The following is a 20,058-nucleotide window of genomic DNA, read 5'->3' as shown; positions in this document are numbered from 1 at the left end:
AAGGTGTAAAAATATATAGTTAATTTTAACGTATAGACTATGATTATTATATATAATTTTTATTAATATGTTTAGCTAAAGTGTTTGAACTACTCCCACTTTCACTTCATTCTATAAAAGATTAACCATTAATGATTACTGGAATTAAATTGTAACAAAGCAACTGAAATATAAATATATTTGCTTTTTTCCATTTTGATTTTGTTAATACTTTATAAAAAGGGTTTAAAAAACTAGAAACTTGTAGTATCATTAGATTTCAATTCGGACCGAACCGTCCGGTTTAAATCTTATATAAATATATTTAGAAGGAGAGCGTTATGCAGAAAGAAAAATCAAAAATTATAGGTAATTTAATTATGGGGGCAATACAGTGAACTTTATAAAAATGAATAAAAAAGAAATCATTATGCTAATAATCTTTACACTGTTTGTACCATTTCAAATTGGCTTGTACATACTATTTGGCATATCACTTTTAGCTAATGTCAATTTAGTTGAATCAGAATTTGTTCTTAGTGCCATCGGTTTTACTGTACCTGCTATTGTAGGAATCATTTGCTTTAGGAAAGAAATTATTGAAAGTTTTACTTATTTTAAAGAGAAGACAATTTTGAAAATAGTAAGTATTCCTATGGTAGTTTTATTTACGTTAATTGTGGAACAGTGTGTTATGTATTTTCTAGCAACTGGTCAACCAGAGAACCAAGAGCAGCTCCTTGAAACGGGTGCAGAGGTACCTCTTGTATTTACATTGCTTATATTTGGTATTCTGGGTCCAATACTTGAAGAAATTGTGTTTCGCCACATATTAATAAATCGTTTTTCTTACCATATTGGTACTGCTATTGCATCTATCATTTCGATTATGATTTTTACACTTCTTCATACGAATCAACTTTCGGATATTGCTATTTATTTACCTGGATCGTTGATACTTACTGCGGCTTATCTTATTTCTAAAAGATCCATTGCATATGTTATAGCGATACACATGTTAAACAATTGCCTTGGTTTCATTCTGTAAGAAACTAGACTTGTTTCTGGTGCCAAAAATACTTTTTCTATGGCATAAGAAAGCTAATCAAAAATTATAATATATTAGGAGAGTGTCAGTCATGATTGTAACAACAACTTCTGGAATTCAAGGTAAAGAGATTATTAAGTATATTGATATTGTAAATGGTGAAGCTATTATGGGTGCAAATATTGTCCGCGATGTATTCGCTTCCGTTCGTGATGTTGTCGGTGGCCGTGTTGGTGCTTATGAAAGTAAGCTAAAAGACGCTCGTGATATTGCAATGGGCGAAATGAAAGAACTTGCAAAAGAAAAAGGTGCGAACGCTATCGTTGGTATTGACGTAGATTACGAAGTTGTTCGTGATGGAATGTTAATGGTTGCTGTCAGTGGTACAGCTGTACGTATATAAGTAAATAAAAAAACGGTTCCCCTTGGAATTTATACTTTGAGGGGAAATCCTGGTTCTGTTGCAGATTTTAAAGAATAACAAGAGATGTTGATAAATCATTGTACGTCGAAAAAACACAGTTTGAGTGTAAACTGTGTTTTTTTATATAGAGGCACCATCCCATCACTATCAAGCTAAAATTTTGTGTTAACTTGTACAAAATGTCCATTTTTTCGCTTTGGGGTAATTTTGAATCCTTAAGTTTATGAGCATGTGGCGTTACCCTAATACTGTACAACTTTTTTATAAATGGTTGTAAGGTTCTACGTTTTTGACCATTCTGTACAACGATAACTTTGGTTTATTGATTTCACCTGTAATCTGGTAGCCTATCCTCTGATACAATTTAATGGCAAGTTGGTTCTCTTTCTTTACTGTCAGAGAGCATTTGGCAAAGCCTTGCAGCGAAGCTTGTTCCTCAGCAAACTCAATTAGTCTGGTACCTATCCCTAGTCCTCGACTTTCGGGCAGTAAGGCAATTGTGCCGATGTGAAACTCGTCATCTTCTCCCTCCTTCAAGGTAAACATGGAATAAAGCATTTTGATATTCAGAATGTTATAAACAACAAACCCCAGCTTTCGGAACGAAAGCAGCTGTTTAAAAGTGGGCCAGGCAAGACGATTTAAAACGGATATGGGATAGCAAGTAATCATCCCTAAAGTTTTCCCATCCATTTGAGCTTCATAGGCGTATTGATGACTAAAACGGTTGTTCTCCTGCCGCCATAGCTTACAAAATGTCCAATCGACTGTGTTCTTCTCCTCAGATCCTGCAAGTGGAAACGCCATGTATTCCAATGCCATTACATTTAGCTGGGCGCCGACAATGGATTGATGAACAGCCTTTACAATAGAGATTTTATTCATTATCCTATTGCTCCTTTTCACTTTCTATATTATTAATATTAATTATCATGGATTTGAATCAGTTCACTTCCCTCTCAATTCATCCTTAGCTTTGAAACCATAATAAAATGTATTTAAAACAAGCTCTGCAGCAGATTTTTTAGCCACATTTCCTTCATGTACCTGTTCCCAGGTATGGAAAAGCAGAGCATAAAGCGTATTCAAAATCCATTCACTGCTAACTGTTTGCTGAAAGTAACCTCTTTGTTGTAGCAATTCAATAACGCGTCTTAAGGGTTCCCTCAGCTTCTCTTCTGCTTCACCTAATTCTTTGTTGTTAAATACAGATGCATCATGACCTAGAAAATAGATTTTGTCACCTAAAGGGATTAACGCTTCAATGAGTTCCGGGATATAGTTTTCGCTTCTTTCCTCATCCAGTGGAATCTGGTTTACAGTATCACTTACCAGTTGTATAGCCCGATGGCCCAAGAACAGCATCAATTTCTCCCTGCTTTCGACGTAGCGATGGAGTGTAGCAATTCCAATTCCCGCATATTCCGCAATTTCATTCATCGAAGCAGTAGGATTTTCAACAAGCAATATAGTAGCTGAATCAAGAATTGCATTAAATCTCGCTTCCTTCAACGCTGACAAGTCTTTCTTCATCGTCAATCTCTCCCTTTTTCTGTATAACGTCGTCATTTTTGATAGATAAATATATCATTTGATATTATAATAAACAATCTCAAATAAAGTGTCCAGCTGCTGAATGTAGCTTTTCAAAAAGAATTATATTCCTGAAACTGATAGTACTTTGAATGTTTCATTTTTAGCATTTCATTATTTAGATAACGATGAAGAAATTAAATTCTTTAATGTAATAAATACAAGAGCCAAAGGAAATGGTACGAGTTACTTTCTGCATAAAGTTATCGGTTTATTTTAAAATTCACTTCCGGGTATTGGGTTATCAGCCTTTTAAGGGTTGAGCCGTCATCCTTCTGTTTTACATACTGGTCAAAAAATGCCAGGCTGAATTCGTTAATAATACGATGAACTTCCTTTGGATTTTCACCTGGGCTCTGCAACAGAGGTGAGAACAAATGTAAATCGGTAAAGCTTGTATGATCCGTATGAGGAATGACCATTGACATACCACCGCCAGCTAACCCGCGTCCGTATCGCTCCCTCACTTCAAAGGGATCTGCTTCATCAGGCTCTTCTGCATTCATGAGCAGAAATGGTTTTCCAATGCCACTTTCAGGCAAGATTTCACCATACAATGTACCATCCATATTGATAGCTGCTTTGACACGAGAATCTTTTGCAAGTATTTGTGCTGCGGTAGCTCCACCGTAAGAGTGGCCAAACATTCCAATTCGCGAGGTATCCAGTCTTCCTGTAAAGAAACCGGTCTCATCGTTTTCGTTAAGTTTCTCTATCTGATTAAGGACAAAGCTGACATCTTCCTCCCATAATTTTATGTGGCTATCTCCTTCATCAGTTAAATTGATGGGCTGTACGTAAGCAGTTCGACCACCTGGAAAGACGGTAGCTGCAGCATCAAAGGTATGATCGATACTTAGAACAATGTACCCTTGACTAGCCAACTCCTCAACTTGAAACGTGTTTTGATTACGAAAACCATTAAAACCATGAGAGAAAAGTAATATGGGATAGTGATTCTCTGAGTCTGAGAGTTGTAAATCCATAAACGAATGAGACTTTACCAATTCCATGTGGCTGAATGCAAATGCAGGAATGGACAATGTTTTTTCCAATCCCTTGGAGAGCTCATTTATGTTACGAATATAAGGTTCTGGATCCCCCTTGCTTTTTTCAGCTGCAGGATACCAAATTTGCACCATCAGTTCGCGCCGATCGGTTGGATTTTTCGAATATGGTTCATTTCTCTGATGATCAATCCAATGATATACCTTCGTACCGACCCTATGTGGGCCAGTTGGTTCTTCAAATGAAAATACTGGCATAAGTAAGGGTAGCGCAACTGCTACAGACAAATAGATACATAGCAACGAAGCCTTAACTATGAATATACCCGAACTTCTAAAGCCCTTTTTCCGCACCGTTAATAAATAGCATAAAATTAAGATAACTGGGGATACATATGCCGGAATCATCTGCCATCTAAAACCTTCTGCCAATAGCTGAACTGTAACCATTACAACGGCAACCAAAGTAGCTAATTTAGACCACTTTTTCGTTTCTCTTCCTACTAACAGTATCCAACTTAATAGACTAAAATTCACAACTATCAAAACAACTTCCCAGAAATTCATTGGCATATCTCCTTTGCATGCATTTTACTTCTAATTAAAGAGGTAGTTTTCAGTTTGAGCAAAAGCAGATGAAACACCTATATAGTTGCACCGATTATGCTAATCGTTTCATCCACTCTACTCCTTTCTTCAAATTAAAAACTTAAAATGCCCAGCTACCTTTACGGAAAATTGGTTCTACAGTTCCATCTGATAGAATACCGTCGATGTCCATCTCTCTGCTACCAATCATAAAGTCCTCATGTGTTACTGAAATATTTGCCCCTAACGTTTCAAGCTGATCGTTTTCTAAATCTCTTCCACCCTCTAAGCAAGTTGGATAAGCTTTACCAATCGCTAAATGATTCGATGCATTTTCATCAAACAATGTATTAAAATATAAAATTCCCGATGCTGAAATTGGTGATTCATGTGGTACAAGTGCTACTTCACCTAAATAGCAAGAGCCTTCATCCACATTAATAAGCTCCTGTAATAAATCATGTCCTACCTGTGCTTCAGCTTTAACAATTTTTCCTTCTTCAAATGTAAGTTTAAAGCCGTCAATAATATTTCCTTGATAAATTAATGGTTTTGTATTACTTACATAGCCATTTACCCCTTGTTTCATCGGTAACGTATACACCTCTTCTGTCGGCATATTAGCCATAAAGATAGTATCATCAGGAGTTTTACCACCTCCAGTAATCCATTTATGCTGTGGTGCTAATGCAATTGTTAAATCAGTTCCTGGCGCTGTATAGTGAAGCTTCATATATTTTTTATTGTTCAGTAGGACCGCACGAGATTCTAAATTCTCTACATGTTCACGCCATTTTTCAATAGCATTGCCTTCACCAATACGAACAGCTTTAAAAATAGCCTCCCATAATGCTGGTACTTGATCCTCAGCTGCTAAATCCGGGAACACCTTCGATGCCCACTTTGGCGAAGGAACTGCTACCATCGACCAAGCTATTGAATCCTTCATTACGGCGTTGCGATTGTTTCTCAGAGCAGCTCCTGCTACCTTTTGATAGGTAACTAGACGATCAGATGAAATACCTGTAAATTTATCAGGATCTATAGCATCTATCATTAATAGTGCTCCTTTACGTTCGATTAGCTCATCATTCATTTTAACTATCCACTCTGGGAAGCGATTAAATTCTTCATCTGAGGCATGATCAAAGTACGCACGTTCCATTTCTTCATCCGAAAAATTAACATGAACACGCCCTGCCCCAGCCTTATAAGCCTCTTTGACAACTATACGGGCGAAATCCAATGTATCTACTGATGTATTGACTAATAAGTATTGCCCTGGTTGAATATTGACACCGATTTTCACCGTAAGTTCTGCATATGCTTGTAATTTTTCTTCAAAAGTCATATTATTTACCTCGCTTTTATCAAATTGGTTTTGAATTCCCCTCACTAACCTGCTTTCATACCATACTTTCTGAACAGGTTTTCTCAGAATTTATCTTTCCTATTTTTTACATTTTTCATCAAGACATGATAACAACTAATGGATTTTTTCTACTACTCATATATTTACTTTCTAAACTTTGATTCAAATAATATTGGTTTTTTTCAAAAAATCTAATCGAAGGTATCAAACACTACAACAAATTATAGAGTTCTTTATTGTGAAAGCTCACTCATTTCTTCCCAATCTTTTCAATGTTGCTGCACCTAAAGGCTTTCCATCAATGTGGCGTTTAACATTCTCAATCACTCCTTTCTCTTTATAAAGTTATTTTTGATAGATAAACATATCATTTGATATAAGATTAAATCATTTCAAACGAATTATCAAGTCGTAAAATTTAATTTTTAAAAAATTGGGTAAAAAAAACTATATGAACATGGATTCTATCAAAGGGAGCGATAACGAAAAGATTTTTACGCACACATGGATACGAAATTACTGCTCAAAAATACCCCCTACATTTATCTGCAAGAGGGCTATCTTTTTATTCATTTTGCCAATAAACAAACATGTTTCCACTTTACCAATCTTTTTTCATGTTTATATTATCCTATCTAGATGAAGATATCTCCTAGAGGTAACACCACATGCCCATCAAGTTAAGAGTTTAATTGTTGCCACAAAACGAGAAAACTGAACCGGATTTTTATGAGTAATTATGAAGAGATAGAATTTTAGTTTTGGGGATATTTCAAAAGTTTAGCTTGATGGGTATGTGAATCTCCTCTCTATAACAAATATTTTTTAGTAAATGTTAAAAATTTTGCGAGAGTGTAAATTTTTAACATTTTAATTTTTCTCAATTGTATAACTTTATTTTTGAATTATACTTAATTCGTAATCCCAAAATTAGGAAAGGAACTTTGAGATAGGACATTTATCTTAAATGTTTACTTGGAGGAGTGATTAAAAAAATCAATAAAGGTAATGTGTTTCTAAATTAATCAGGAAGAGAACTTGAAATGTTACTATGCTTTTTTTACTCATCTAAAAATATCATCAAAATTTTTTAATAAGTGCAAATTTAAAAAATCCACTTTCGGCATTAATGAAAAAGCTGATATTTCGTATATAAGTAATTAATGAATTTGAACGAAAGGACTGATCTATATGGACAGCAGAAAGAATTGTAGATTACAAAAAACTATAAAGGTGTTTGCAACATCCGCTATTTTAGCAACCACGTTATTTGCACCTATTATGTCACACAATTTAGATGTGCATGCAGAAACTGCACAAACTGCAACTCAATTTGAACAAAGAGAGTTTGACCTTCCAGGTACAGGAAGTTTTTGGGATGAAGCAAAAAGAGAAAAAAGAAGTGAGCAAAAAAATTATATGCCAACAGGCATATATTTGAAACCTAATGAACAGGTTACAATTACAGTATCAGGAACGCAAAAGATTAGAGCCATTATTGGGACACATCAATATGATAAAGAATGGGGAAAAGAAATTGATCTTTCTCCAGGCTCTAATACTATCTCTTCACCAAACGGCGGCGTATTAGGGTTAGATAATTTTCAAAGCACAGGAACAGTTAAGGTGCAAGTAACGCAAGGCGGTAGTCCTATTCCTTTCTTTGTATTAGGGAAACACACAAAAGCTGACTGGATTGCCATGATGAACAACTATCCAAATGCACATGCAGTACAATTGAAATCAGAACGAGCCGTACTAACTGTAACTCGTGATAGTGCCAATAAATATATTGTAAATCAAGATCCTGTGCCCCTATTAAATAAATATGATGATATGATTCGAGCGCAAGACAAGTTAGCAGGGCTATCTGAAACGGATCCTAATCCTTTACATCGTTCAACTCGTCGTATTTGGGCCTTTGTAGAAAATCCTAACGCACAAAGTTGGGGCATGTATGCAAGTTGGGATGGAGCTGTCTTTACGACTGCTGGTGAAGCTATCAAAAGTACTTTAAATGTAAATGAGTTTGGATGGGGACAAATGCATGAAGCGGGACATGCACGACAACAATATCCATGGACGTGGAATGATTTAAGAGGTATGGGTGAAGTAACGAATAATCTATATTCATTAGCTGCATTCAAGAAAATATACCCAAATATACCAACACGTTTAGATACAGAGGGAGATTATAATAGAGCTTTTGCGTATTTAAACCAAACAAATAAAGAATATAAAAATATTGACGACCTGTTTGTAAAACTTGTTATGCTTTGGCAACTTCATTTGGCATATGGGGATGATTTTTATCCAAATCTCCACAAATTATATCGTGAGATACCTGAAGATCAACTTCCCAAAACAGACGAGGATAAAATACAGGCATTTATTTACAATACATCGAAAATAGCAAAACAAAATGTACTGCCATTCTTTGATAAATGGGGATTGAAAGCAACACAAGAAACGAGACAAAAAGTAGAAGCTTTAAACACCCCAACATTAATTGCACCTATATGGGAAGCGACGGATGCTAAACCTGTTAAACCACTTGCTGTATTGTCAAAAAAAATAATGAAGGCAAGTGCAAATAGTGAGGAATCAACGGGCTCAGCTAGTAAGGCGATAGATGGAAAAACAGATACACTTTGGCATAGTACTTGGACACCAAATCAATATCCTTACAATTTGACACTAGAACTTGGTGATACACGTACCATTTCACAATTGGCATATCTTCCAAGGCAAGATTGGTCAGAAAATGGCCGTATTTTAACTTACAATATTTATACGAGTGTAGATGGCATTACGTATGACAAAATATCATCAGGAACATGGGAAAATAATAGTGATAAGAAAACGGCAACATTTACCCCAGTTACTGCAAAGTATGTAAAAGTGGAAGTAACGAAAGGACAGAATGGATTTGCTTCAGCAGCTGAAGTAGATATTTTAGGGTATTAATTATTTTCACTTGTAAATGAGTATATGATCACAGGGTGGATTTTGAAATATTTTGAGGATCTGCCCTGTGATATTTTTTGCGTATTTCATGTTCTGTTTTCACTTTATAATTTCTGATAGGAAATTAAGTGAATAAGTTTCAGTTAATACTAATAAAGTAAAAGTCTATAATGATTCTTCAAAATTTCTTCCTCAAAAAATCTTTTTTATTTCAACATTTTTCTGACTACTTAGTTTTTCAAACACTGCTTCTGCTTCTTGACCATAATCTCTAAATGTACCTCCAGCAACAGAATCAATTTCTAAATATTTTTCCTTTGAAATCAGATTAGGAGTTAAGGAACCCTTATTCTCATCTCCTACTAAAGACATGTACATAAATATAAGTAGAAATATAACTAATAATCCTAATGTTATTTTCCCTATTTATTGTCTCCTGTTCTAAAAAAACAGTTTCTGTCTATCATACCAACAATAGGGAATGTCCTTTTAGAATTTATAAAAAATATAAAAATACATGACAAACTTATATATAATTGCAAGTTCAACTCTCACAAAAAACAGGATAAAAAAATAAACAGCAGAACTAGTCCACTGTTTACTTTGCCACACCTTCATGTAATTTTTCTGTATAATCCTTTACATCTTTCCAGCTATCTTTCGCTGTATGTAAATCTTCTTTTATAAACGTAAACTCTTCTGGAGAAATTCCTTTTACGTTTTGTAGTAAATTATTATATTTTGCACCTACTGTATACCATTGATTTGATATGTTTTGTAGTGCTGTAATTGCTGCATCAATTGTTTCTGTCATGTTTGTTGTTTTATTTTTTACATCAGTCAAAATTAAGACTTCTGCTTGCGCTCCTGAAATTCTATCTTTTAAATTAGCGATTTCTCTTTCTGCATTTGCGATATCTTTTTTCGCAACCGCAATCATTGGCCCGCCAGCAAGACATGTTATTAATGCTATGCAAAGTACGCCACCAGCAATGACCATATCATTACTCTTTTTAATTGAATCGTTATATGTATTTATTTGTTGCTCTAAAGCTGGAATACCAGCATTCGTACTTGCCAATATCGCTGTTAACTGATTTGTATCCTCTTTGAAACTATTTGTATCTTTCGCCATTCTATCGCGAAAAGCTTTCAAATTCCCTAATAATACATCTACCTCATTTTGATTCTTTACAATATCCGCATACAACTTTTCTAAATCCGCTTTTAATTTTCCGCTATCCTTTTGATCAATCGCTATTAACATGTCATTATAATACGATTGAAAAGTATTATTGTAATTTATAATATTTTGATCCGTTTTCATAATTTGAGGCTTCATATTATTTAACCAATATGCTGCATTAACTTTTGCATCTCTTTGATGCTGAATCATATTCCCTTTAAATTCACTATTAATCGAACTTATTTTACTTAAATCCGTCTCTTGTTGATTTTGAATTAATTTTGCATATGAATCCATTGCAAATATACTTGATGTCGTTTGTGCCATTACATCTTGGAATCCAGCTGGTCCAAGAGAATAGTTTTTCACATTTTCTTGTAGCACCTTTACATTTTGTTCTGCTGCAAAAGGATGTAAAGGGAATGCGTTACTCGTTGCCACCCCAGCAATCATTACCGCTAAAAGACATTTTTTATAAAAACTTTTCTGCATATTTTTCACCTATTCTCCTTATAAGGATATCAAAAGCTCCTGCTCACAACTGAACAGGAGCTTCAAATCATTCATCAACACTTAACGCTCTAACGATTCGTATTCAATTATGCTTTTTTCGTATCTACTACTTTAATATCTTCAGCATAAATCTTTTCTGCATAGTCTTTAATGTTTTTCCAGCTATCTTTCGCAATGTTTAAATCTTCTTTAATGAAAACTAGGTCGTTTGGACTAATAGAATCTACATTTTGAAGTAAAGAATTGTATTTTGATCCCATTGTGTACCATTGGTTTGAAATATTTTGTAACGCTGTAATTGCAGTATCAATTGTATTTGTTAAATACTCTGTTTGTGTTTTAATGTTCGTTAATCCTGCTACTTCTAATTGCGCAGTTGTAACTTGTCCTGTTATCTTTTGAATTTCTGCTTGTGCATTATCAAGCTCTTTCTTCGCTAATACGATTCCAGCTGTACCACCGCCTACAGCTGCTGCACCACCTGCAATTAATGCTACTCCTAGCGGTGTTCCTGCGCCCGTAGCAATAACTACTGCACCACCGATAATTGCAATTGGTCCTAGAGCTGTCGCAACAGATGAACCGATAATAATTGCATTATATTTACTAATTGCTTCATTGTACGTTGTAATTTGATTTTGCAGAAGCGGAATCCCTGCATCTTGACTAGCTAATATAGATGTAATTTGATTTGCATCACCCTTGAAGTTTTGCGTATCCGAAGTCATTTTATTTCGGAATTTCTTCAAGTCTTCTACTAACTGATCCACTTGTGCTTTATTTTCATTAATACTACTTGATAATCTAGTTAAGCCTTTCGTAAGAGTCGCTTTATCCTTTGCATCAACTGCAGCAACTAAAGTATCATAATAGTTTTGGAATTTCGTATTGTAGTTAATGATATTTTGATTTGTTGAAATAAGCTGTGGTTTTAATACATCTAACCATTGCTTCGCATTTCCTCTAGCTGTATCTTGGTGCTGAATTACTTTCCCTTTTAAAGCCGCATCAACAGACGATACATTTCCAAAGTTAACATTACCTTGTTTAATAATTGTTAAAGCGTACAGATCCATTACTAAAGCATTTGAACCTGTTCTTTCCATTGCATCTTTCAAGCCTTCTGGTCCTAATGAGTATTCTTCATAGTCATTATAAGCTTTTGCTACCGCATGAACTGGAGCTTGTTTCACTGTACTTTCAGCTGCATACGTATGAGCCGGCATAATATTTCCTGCTGCAAATACTGCCATAAGTGCTGATAGAGCCATTACTTTATAAGGTTTTTTTGTCATTTTTCTTCTCTCCCTATATCGCTAATTATTTTTCTGTTTAATGTACTTCAACGTTTGTAACGTAATCTTCAAATTGATTTGTTTGCTTATTCATTTCATCACTTACTTTTTTAATTTGATTGAAATGTTTTTGAAGTAAACTACTGTCTGTATACGTGCCTTCTTCAACATTTGTTTGAATTTGAATCATATTATTATTTAAAACTTTCCAATCCGTTAATAACGTTTCTAAAGTTGTAATTTGACGATCAATTAATTCTGTAAAGCTATTTACTTGATCTTCAACGAATGTAATTTGAGTCGCCTCTGCTTCAGTTTGTGATAACTTTTGAATAAGTGGTAATAACTCTTTTTGCTTTTGTTGAATGCGAAGAGCTGCTTCTCTCGTTTGACTATCTGCAGCATTTACAATTTCATTACTTAAAGTACCGATAGAAACAAAATCGATTGTTTTCGTTTGTGCAGTTTGATTTGTGATTGTAAATACTTGTTTACCGATATTAATAGAACCTTTAATGATTTCTTGAGGTCTATTCAAAATAGTAGTTAGTTCAGCTTGAATTTCCCCTTGAATTCTTTTAATATCTTCTCTTAATTTCACAATATCTCCACTTGATCCTTGCAGTGTTTTTATTGCTTCATCGGCTTTAATTGATAAGTTGTTACTATCTTTGTCTAATACTGTTTTAAATCTATTTAACTCTAATAAATCTTGCTCCATACTCTCTTGGATGCTTTGTACTTGCAATTGTAATTTTCCATATGCACTCATAAAATCTGCTTTTGCTTGCTGATCTTCATTTACGTTTCCTGCTAGTTCATAGAGCTTACTATAATAGCTATTAAATCTAGTGCTGTATCTCATCATTTCTTGATTTAAGTCAATTAGTTTCGGATTATATTCATCAATCCATTCTCTTACATTCGCCTTTGCAAACTTTTGATGATTCGTTAAGCTACTCATCGCATTTACCTTAATGTCTGGCTGTTGCAAGATAATTAATCCGTATGCTTGAATAAGCGGTGATTGTGATCCTAACATTCTAATTGAATTGGATAATGTATTTGGAGCAATTACATTTTGCGCATATACTGTTTTCACTTCTGTTTGCCCCTCCTTAGCGTAAGCGCTTACAGGAATGAAGCAACTCGTAGATACTGCTGTAACCAATAACCCTGTAATTAAAGTCTTTTTCACTTTAACTCCTCCTATGTATTAGCAACTATTACTATCGCATTTTATTATTCTATTTTCTTGCCCATAATTTGAGATGATTAAAATAGAGAACGTTCTCACCGTGATCCATGTATGAACCACCTCTCTCGTATTGCTACAGTACTTACTTATCGTCACAAAACATTTTATTATTTTTCATATGTGTTTAGTATGAATAACATTGTATAAATTTTCTATTTCATCGAAATTCTCACATTCACATAGTGAATATATTACTTAAAAATATTATTCATTTTAAACTAAACAACATGCGTAAATATGAAATTTCGTTTTGTTTTCATATATGTTTTGTACTGTAAGGTCATTTAAACACAGCTGTTTATATAACGTAAAGAAGTATTTTCATTCCCTTTATTTTCAAGCTTTCATGTCCTTATTTCAAAATATAATCCGATTCACTTTATCGATTGAAATATCTATATATCACAACAGAAAACACTACTTGCAAATAACCGATAAAATTATATTAATATAATTTTTAAATCCATATGCAATTATGCATAGCATATACACAAAAAGGATAGCTTCATTTTCACGAAGCTATCCTTCAAAAATCTTCTTATTTTTTCAAATGATATGGAACTGTCGTAATAACAACATTTCTTTTATAAAGTAAATACGCACGTATGAGTAAACTGGATTGATTATGAAGAATGTTATGCCAACCTTTTTTCGGAATGAACTGTGGTATAACGACCGTAACGCGGTAATTCGATTCACTTGCCTTATATTGCACTGTATCAATGAACTTCGTTAGCGGCTGAATAATACTTCTATAATGAGAATGTAATGTAACAAGCCTTACTTCAGGTTGCCACACCTTCCATTTCTCTTCAAATTTCTTTTCCTCTTCTCTGTCAAAAGCAACATATACAGCGATAACTTGATCTGCCGAAAGAGATTTCGCATAGTTCAATGAATTTTCTACTACATGCGTCATACCTGCTACAGGAACGACAATTACATTCCCCTCAATTGGAATAAGAGGTTCACAAGTTTTTAAACTTAATTGATCACCCACTGCATCATAATGCTTCTTAATTCGATGAAACAAGAAGATAATAGCAGGTAAGAAAATAAGAATCGACCAAACTTGTGCAAATTTAGTTAAAAAGAACATGCTCATTACGATAAAACTAATAACTGCACCAATTAAATTAACCGTTAATTTTAAAACCCATCCTTCAGGTTTTTCGCGAAGCCACTTTAATACCATCCCTGTTTGAGAAAGTGTAAATGGAATAAATACCCCTACTGCATATAACGGAATTAAATGTTCTGTTTGTCCTTGGAAAGCTACAATTAAAATAATCGAAGCAACTCCAAGTATTATAATACCGTTTGAGTAACCTAGACGGTCTCCTCTAATCGTAAACATTCTCGGTATAAATTTATCTTTTGCGAGGTTAACCGCTAATAAAGGAAATGCAGAATAGCCTGTATTAGCTGCGAGAATTAATATTAAAGCTGTTGTACCTTGTATGAAATAGTACATGAAATTACGTCCAAATGTTTGTTCAGCAATTTGAGAAACAACTGTTACTTCTTTACTCGGCGTCACTCCGTAATAATAAGCTAAAAATACAATTCCTGAAAATAACACAGCAAGTAATGCACCCATTGCAAGCAATGTTTTTGCAGCATTGTTTGGCGCAGGATCTTTAAAGTTCGGAATTGCGTTTGAAATTGCTTCAACACCTGTTAAAGCAGAACTACCTGATGCAAATGCTCTTAACAGTAAAAACAAACTAATACCCGCAACCGGCGTTCCGATCGGCGTGTGTAAAGTTGGTGAAACGTGACCAGTCAAAATATTATATATGCCTACACCAATTAATATAAATAGGGCTAAAACAAATAAATAAACAGGATATGCTAAAACAGAAGCTGATTCCGTTACTCCTCTTAAATTTAAGATGGTAATAAATATAACAAATATAATCGCAATGATTACATTATGTGCATGTAAACTAGGAAAAGCAGATGTTAGCGCATCTGTACCTGCAGATACACTTACCGCAACAGTTAAAATATAGTCGACTAATAAAGATCCTCCAGCAATTAAGCCTGGATTCATCCCTAAATTTTCTTTTGATACAACATACGCTCCCCCGCCATGCGGATAAGCAAAAATAATTTGACGATAAGATAAAATAAGGGCTGTCAATAATACTAATACCCCAACAGCGATCGGAATGGAATACCAATAAGCGATCGCTCCCACACCTGCTAAAGCAATTAAAATTTGTTCTGGACCGTAAGCAACTGATGACAATGCGTCAGAAGATAAAATAGCTAAAGCTTTCGTTTTATTAAGCTTTTGTTCTCCAAGCTCTGTTGATTTTAACGGTCTTCCAATTAAAAATCTTTTAATAGATGAAACCAATGCTGTCCACTCTCCAATAATTTTGTACGAACTTTTCTGCTTGTTACAGCCAGTAAACTATTTCTTCAGAAAACAAAAAATGTCTACAAGCCATAGCGAAATAGACTTGTAGACATTATTTTTTTTGTCGCACAAGCTCCACCTTCCTTCTCAATATAACGCTTACGAGGTTAGCTGTCGGATTCGGGCCTATGAGTAGCCCTACCTTTTTCAAGGATTCACCCCATCGGATTATGTACTAATCCGTAAAAACGGGTCCCCCGTACCATGCGGTTTCAGCGATTTAGAAAATTGAAACTGTGGATTATAATACTCCTTTATTTTCAAAAAGTAAACAAAAATTTTTAATAAGAAAAAAATTAAAATGATTGCGCATAATCCGCTGAGAAATATACATAATGAATATTAAAAATCCGCAAAGGAGACCCATATGTCTAAAGAAAAGAAGCCTATTTTTTCCGATTCATATTTAGATGCAGTAGCAAATGAAATTAATCAGTTATATGGTAAACGTGAACAGGAAATAAATTTGACAGATAGAACGAAAAGAAATAAATAATTTGTCATACAAAAAAATAAAAAAGATAGCAATACACTTATATATTGCTATCTTTTTTATTTTTTCATACATCTAATTCTATTACAGATTTGTTAAAGGTCATCTCTTCATACACCTTTAAATTTTGATATATAGATTCTAATAATGGTGCCGCTATAGAAAATTTCTCTGCTACATCCAGTAAATATCCTTGCAAGTGCTTCCCTTCAATAAACGAACCCTTTTCCATATCACGTTGCATTGATGACTTCATATCATACGAAATTTTATCAATCGTTTTCATATGTTCCTGGGCAATATTAGCCTTTACTGGAGCTCCTAATACTCTCATGATTTGTACAGATTCCTCAAACACATTACGGATAAAATCACGGCCGCCTTCACTTTCACGGATTGGTCCAATTGGTGCACGCATTAACGTTGTCACACCTGACATTACAGTAATAAATAAATATTTATGCCACATATCTTGCGTAATATTTTCACTTAAAACAAAACTAGATTTCGTACCTGAAAATGCTTTAGAAATATGCTTTACTCTCTCTGAATTTTGAGACTTAATTTCTCCAAACACAAGTCTGTTGGCAGCGCTAGTTTGTACAATTTCTCCTTGATTGTTTAACGTCGTCTCGATAAAGCATAAACCGCCAATTACTTTTTCTTCGCCGAATTCTTTTTGTAATAGCGATAAATGAGCGATACCATTTAACAATGGAATGATTACAGTATTTTCGCCAACAAACGGCTTCAAATCTTGAATTGCCTCGTTTAAGTGATACGCTTTTGTTGAAAATAAAATGACATCAAATGGAGAAGTTCGCTCTTCTTTCGTTATTAATTTCGGTCGGAAGGAAAAATCCCCGTTAACACTTCGGATTACAAGTCCTCTTTCCTCTAATTGTTTTTTCCGTTTACTACGAACAAGAAACGTGACATCTTCTCCCTTCTCGACTAATCTGCCACCAAAAAATCCTCCGACTCCACCAGCGCCTAATACTAAAATCCGCATACAGCATCCCCCTTTTCAAAATACAATTTTATAACTTTTAGTATACATAACATTATACATGTTCCCTGCTAAATAAGCTGAATTTTCACTCTCAATTGAGTATAAAAGAGTGGTTATTTTCAAATAAATTTGGGCATGTTGTTTCTATAGCATATATGGAAAGGACACAATGTAGATGGAGGCAATACAATCAATTGAGGAAAAAGGTGTAGCAACAGCTATATTCCAATTTATATTCCCGTTTTCGTTTAAAGCTGGATATGAACAAAATATGTTCCCTTTCTTACAAAAAAACGATTTTCGTCCTTTTCGGCTCGATCATCTCGATGATGAAAATACATATTATGGGGAGTTTAAAGTTTCACATCAAAATATGGAAGCATACTATCTTTCATTTACAAATAAAATTCTCTTTCCTCATTCAGAGCATCAAAAGGGCTTGCAACGTTATTCAAAGGACCTTAACTTAACTGGACATTTAACAACAAACCTTATTTCAATTCCATTCAAGATACACTCTATTGATGTAACACTTTGTCCTTATGAACTTGGCTTCTTAACAATTCGAACAGAAGTAAACACTGCTCCAAACATGACTTTATCTGAAGCAATCGAATTCGCTGCTCGCTTCCGTGTACTTGAAACTAAAAATGATACAAATGAGACTATTTGTATTGAATGTAACGGAAAGAAGTATTCCCAAGTTGAAAAATTCATTTTTGGTTATTTATTTCATGGTGTAACTGATTTCTTTGAAAAGAAGAGATTAAGAAGTTCATACTTTCAAACCTTCCCTTTCTTTGAAGACCAAAGAATGTACGTTCAAACTTTATTGTCACTAAAAGAAGGTATGGAACTTAATGAAGTAGATGTTTATCGTACTTCTAGTCTTTCCGGATTAACAAGTGATGGTAAGCCCTATGTGAGTGCAAATAACCTTCCTTACATTCATGACTATTTAAAAAAACACGCTTACCAGAGATGGGCTCCAAATCGTTATTTCATAATGGAAGAACATATTTTTACATGTGTAACAAATGATGGAGAACGCGAAATCTCTAAACTTGCTAGTCAAATGTTCGGAGAATTTTATTACGCTTTATTATTAAACCTATTTCATAAAATTGTTTTATTAAAAATGGCAAACGCCTATGCTGAGCTAAACATTGAACAAGATACTAATGAAATAGAGAAATTAATTTATTCGATCAATTCGTTCACTGCTAATTATTTTTCTTTAGAATTAGTATCCCAATCACAAAGTGAAGATATTTTCTTTCGCTTAAGAAAACTTTTTAATATTGAGGTTCTATACTCGAATGCGAAACAAAATCTTGATAGTTTGTTTAAATATCAAGAAAATGTCGCCTCTAAAAAAGATAGCCTTTTATTATTAATTTTAACGCTCTACTCTGTAGTGGGCCAAATGTTAGGGTTTACTATGATCGACCTTTTAAGAAACACCGATTCAAACAAAATATCGTCACCTCTTGAATTTTTCGCTCTATTAATTGCGATTAGCGGCATTGTCATTTCACTTATTTTAGGAGCCCAAAGTTTATACCAATGGGGTCTACAGCATAAACAAAGAAAAGCTTGGGTAAAACAAACGGTACTGTCTGCTGTAAAAGAAAAAGAGGATAAAAACTAAAGAAGGTTATTTTCAAATTCTTGGTGTGCTACAGTAAGTGAAATTTTTATCAGCGATTTTTAAGATATATCAGCGATTTTTTAAATATATCGACTTACCGACAAAAAACGACAAATGACAGGACTGGATAATAAAAAAAGGGTACTCCAAAATAAAACTTGGAGTACCTTTTTATTATACGAATTCAGCTTACTTCCCTGCTTCGATTTTCTCTAATGCAGCAGCTACTTGTTCTTCAGTTAATTCATGTTGTATTACATAGCGGTTACGTGGACTTACACGACATTCATGAGAACATGCACGTAAATATTTCGCTTCGTTTTCTTCAGAACATAAAATTTTCTTATTACATTCTGGATTTGAACAGTTTACATAGCGCTCACATGGTTCACCTGTAAAGTGATCTTTACCAACGATAACATGTTCTTTTTGGTTTACTGGAACAGCGATACGTTCATCAAACACGTAACATTGCCCATCCCAAAGCTCACCTTGTACTTCTGGATCTTTTCCGTACGTTACAATTCCGCCGTGAAGCTGACTTACATCTTCATAACCTTCACGAACTAACCAACCAGAGAATTTCTCACAACGAATTCCACCTGTACAGTATGTTAAAATCTTTTTACCTTCAAGTGTTTCTTTGTTTTCTCTAATCCAATCTGGTAATTCACGGAATGATTCGATATCAGGTTTAATCGCGCCTTTGAAGTGTCCTAAATCAAACTCATAATCATTTCGTGCATCAATGATAACTGTATCTTCTTGTTTCATTGCCTCATAAAAATCTTTTGGCTCTAAATACTTCCCAGTTATTTCGTGTGGGTTAATGTCATCTTCTAGACGAAGTGTAACTAATTCTGGACGAGGACGTACGTGCATTTTCTTGAATGCATGCCCTTCTTCTTCATCTATTTTAAATACGATACCATCAAAACGTGGATCATTATTCATTGCTTCCATGTATTTCTCTGTTTGCTCTACAGTTCCAGAACAAGTTCCGTTAATACCTTCTTTTGCTACAAGAATTCTTCCTTTTAATTCAAGTGAATTACAAAATGCTAAATGCTCTGCAGCAAATTCTTCTGGGTTTTCAATTGTTGTGTACATGTAATATAGTAATACTCTGTATGGTTTTGTAGTTGCCAATGTATTTCTACCACCTATCTAATTTTTAAAATCATGTATAAGTTAACGTTCATATCAAAACATATATAATAAGAAAATGAATCCCATTTTCTTTT

16 protein-coding genes and 1 riboswitch are annotated in these 20,058 nt (G+C 34.2%); of the genes, 5 read left to right on the top strand and 11 right to left on the bottom strand.

All coding sequences use genetic code 11. The annotated features are described in order from the left end of the window. Positions 1-373 precede the first annotated feature (373 nt). Positions 374-1,027, top strand: a complete 654-nt coding sequence (locus tag OXT04_RS02605; RefSeq protein ID WP_098014317.1) for a CPBP family intramembrane glutamic endopeptidase — start codon at positions 374-376, stop codon at positions 1,025-1,027. 91 nt (positions 1,028-1,118) lie between these two features. Beyond that, positions 1,119-1,430, top strand: a complete 312-nt coding sequence (locus OXT04_RS02600; RefSeq protein WP_065228638.1) for a heavy metal-binding domain-containing protein — start codon at positions 1,119-1,121, stop codon at positions 1,428-1,430. Positions 1,431-1,712: 282 nt separating this feature from the next. On the opposite strand, the gene OXT04_RS02595 is transcribed toward OXT04_RS02600, so the two are convergent. The 4 genes from OXT04_RS02595 to OXT04_RS02580 all read right to left on the bottom strand — a co-directional run bounded on the left by OXT04_RS02595 (position 1,713) and on the right by OXT04_RS02580 (position 5,990). Continuing rightward, a complete protein-coding gene (locus tag OXT04_RS02595; protein ID WP_098014319.1) occupies positions 1,713-2,336 on the bottom strand; it encodes a GNAT family N-acetyltransferase in 624 nt (207 codons plus the stop codon). A 63-nt stretch (positions 2,337-2,399) separates the two neighbouring features. After that, positions 2,400-2,984 carry a TetR/AcrR family transcriptional regulator gene (locus OXT04_RS02590; protein WP_000710981.1) on the bottom strand — a complete coding sequence of 195 codons (585 nt, stop codon included), beginning with the start codon at positions 2,982-2,984 and terminating at the stop codon, positions 2,400-2,402. A 263-nt stretch (positions 2,985-3,247) separates the two neighbouring features. Next, positions 3,248-4,618, bottom strand: coding sequence for an alpha/beta hydrolase family protein (locus OXT04_RS02585; protein ID WP_267412723.1), 1,371 nt, complete (start codon positions 4,616-4,618; stop codon positions 3,248-3,250). Between the two features lie 142 nt (positions 4,619-4,760). After that, entirely contained in the window at positions 4,761-5,990 is a 1,230-nt protein-coding gene (locus OXT04_RS02580) for an aminopeptidase (RefSeq protein WP_061660346.1), read from the bottom strand. 1,212 nt (positions 5,991-7,202) lie between these two features. Between OXT04_RS02580 and OXT04_RS02575 the strand changes: the two genes are divergently transcribed. Further along, positions 7,203-8,978: a M60 family metallopeptidase gene (locus OXT04_RS02575; protein ID WP_097924321.1), complete on the top strand. Its 1,776-nt coding sequence runs from the start codon at positions 7,203-7,205 to the stop codon at positions 8,976-8,978. A 192-nt stretch (positions 8,979-9,170) separates the two neighbouring features. Here the strand turns inward: OXT04_RS02575 and OXT04_RS02570 are convergent, their stop codons facing one another. From OXT04_RS02570 to OXT04_RS02550, 5 genes are all read right to left on the bottom strand, one after another. Beyond that, positions 9,171-9,350: a hypothetical protein gene (locus tag OXT04_RS02570; protein WP_097924319.1), complete on the bottom strand. Its 180-nt coding sequence runs from the start codon at positions 9,348-9,350 to the stop codon at positions 9,171-9,173. A gap of 226 nt (positions 9,351-9,576) precedes the next feature. After that, on the bottom strand, positions 9,577-10,656 hold the full coding sequence (nheC, locus tag OXT04_RS02565; RefSeq protein ID WP_033657501.1) for a non-hemolytic enterotoxin NHE subunit C: 1,080 nt from the start codon (positions 10,654-10,656) through the stop codon (positions 9,577-9,579). A gap of 107 nt (positions 10,657-10,763) precedes the next feature. Further along, positions 10,764-11,972 carry a non-hemolytic enterotoxin NHE subunit B gene (nheB, locus tag OXT04_RS02560; protein ID WP_000162968.1) on the bottom strand — a complete coding sequence of 403 codons (1,209 nt, stop codon included), beginning with the start codon at positions 11,970-11,972 and terminating at the stop codon, positions 10,764-10,766. 37 nt (positions 11,973-12,009) lie between these two features. After that, on the bottom strand, positions 12,010-13,170 hold the full coding sequence (nheA, locus tag OXT04_RS02555; protein WP_000751828.1) for a non-hemolytic enterotoxin NHE subunit A: 1,161 nt from the start codon (positions 13,168-13,170) through the stop codon (positions 12,010-12,012). A gap of 598 nt (positions 13,171-13,768) precedes the next feature. Further along, on the bottom strand, positions 13,769-15,595 hold the full coding sequence (locus OXT04_RS02550) for an APC family permease (RefSeq protein ID WP_000254901.1): 1,827 nt from the start codon (positions 15,593-15,595) through the stop codon (positions 13,769-13,771). A 144-nt stretch (positions 15,596-15,739) separates the two neighbouring features. After that, positions 15,740-15,886: riboswitch (cyclic di-AMP (ydaO/yuaA leader) on the bottom strand. 139 nt (positions 15,887-16,025) lie between these two features. Here OXT04_RS02550 and OXT04_RS02545 point away from each other — a divergent pair. Continuing rightward, positions 16,026-16,154 carry a hypothetical protein gene (locus OXT04_RS02545; protein WP_000031873.1) on the top strand — a complete coding sequence of 43 codons (129 nt, stop codon included), beginning with the start codon at positions 16,026-16,028 and terminating at the stop codon, positions 16,152-16,154. Positions 16,155-16,218: 64 nt separating this feature from the next. On the opposite strand, the gene panE is transcribed toward OXT04_RS02545, so the two are convergent. Continuing rightward, the gene (gene panE, locus OXT04_RS02540) at positions 16,219-17,163 is read right to left on the bottom strand and encodes a 2-dehydropantoate 2-reductase (RefSeq protein WP_001221913.1); all 945 of its coding nucleotides are present in this window, start codon (positions 17,161-17,163) and stop codon (positions 16,219-16,221) included. A gap of 175 nt (positions 17,164-17,338) precedes the next feature. Between panE and OXT04_RS02535 the strand changes: the two genes are divergently transcribed. Beyond that, positions 17,339-18,814 (top strand): hypothetical protein, encoded by a 1,476-nt coding sequence (locus OXT04_RS02535; protein ID WP_000387439.1) that lies wholly within the window; start codon positions 17,339-17,341, stop codon positions 18,812-18,814. A 189-nt stretch (positions 18,815-19,003) separates the two neighbouring features. Here the strand turns inward: OXT04_RS02535 and trhO are convergent, their stop codons facing one another. Next, on the bottom strand, positions 19,004-19,963 hold the full coding sequence (gene trhO, locus OXT04_RS02530) for an oxygen-dependent tRNA uridine(34) hydroxylase TrhO (RefSeq protein WP_000246224.1): 960 nt from the start codon (positions 19,961-19,963) through the stop codon (positions 19,004-19,006). Between the last annotated feature and the right edge of the window lie 95 nt (positions 19,964-20,058).

Origin of the sequence: Bacillus sp. GC_Bacil_1 (assembly GCF_026540675.1) — a bacterium.
Lineage (GTDB): Bacteria > Bacillota > Bacilli > Bacillales > Bacillaceae_G > Bacillus_A > Bacillus_A cereus.
This window is presented reverse-complemented; position numbering and strand designations above follow the sequence as displayed.

Coding starts and splice junctions, on each gene's coding strand:
- OXT04_RS02600 (WP_065228638.1), top strand. CDS start 1,119: ATGATTGTAACAACAACTTCTGGAATTCAAGGTAAAGAGATTATTAAG.
- OXT04_RS02595 (WP_098014319.1), bottom strand. CDS start 2,336: ATGAATAAAATCTCTATTGTAAAGGCTGTTCATCAATCCATTGTCGGC.
- OXT04_RS02590 (WP_000710981.1), bottom strand. CDS start 2,984: ATGAAGAAAGACTTGTCAGCGTTGAAGGAAGCGAGATTTAATGCAATT.
- OXT04_RS02585 (WP_267412723.1), bottom strand. CDS start 4,618: ATGAATTTCTGGGAAGTTGTTTTGATAGTTGTGAATTTTAGTCTATTA.
- OXT04_RS02580 (WP_061660346.1), bottom strand. CDS start 5,990: ATGACTTTTGAAGAAAAATTACAAGCATATGCAGAACTTACGGTGAAA.
- OXT04_RS02575 (WP_097924321.1), top strand. CDS start 7,203: ATGGACAGCAGAAAGAATTGTAGATTACAAAAAACTATAAAGGTGTTT.
- OXT04_RS02570 (WP_097924319.1), bottom strand. CDS start 9,350: ATGTCTTTAGTAGGAGATGAGAATAAGGGTTCCTTAACTCCTAATCTG.
- nheC (WP_033657501.1), bottom strand. CDS start 10,656: ATGCAGAAAAGTTTTTATAAAAAATGTCTTTTAGCGGTAATGATTGCT.
- nheB (WP_000162968.1), bottom strand. CDS start 11,972: ATGACAAAAAAACCTTATAAAGTAATGGCTCTATCAGCACTTATGGCA.
- OXT04_RS02545 (WP_000031873.1), top strand. CDS start 16,026: ATGTCTAAAGAAAAGAAGCCTATTTTTTCCGATTCATATTTAGATGCA.
- panE (WP_001221913.1), bottom strand. CDS start 17,163: ATGCGGATTTTAGTATTAGGCGCTGGTGGAGTCGGAGGATTTTTTGGT.
- OXT04_RS02535 (WP_000387439.1), top strand. CDS start 17,339: ATGGAGGCAATACAATCAATTGAGGAAAAAGGTGTAGCAACAGCTATA.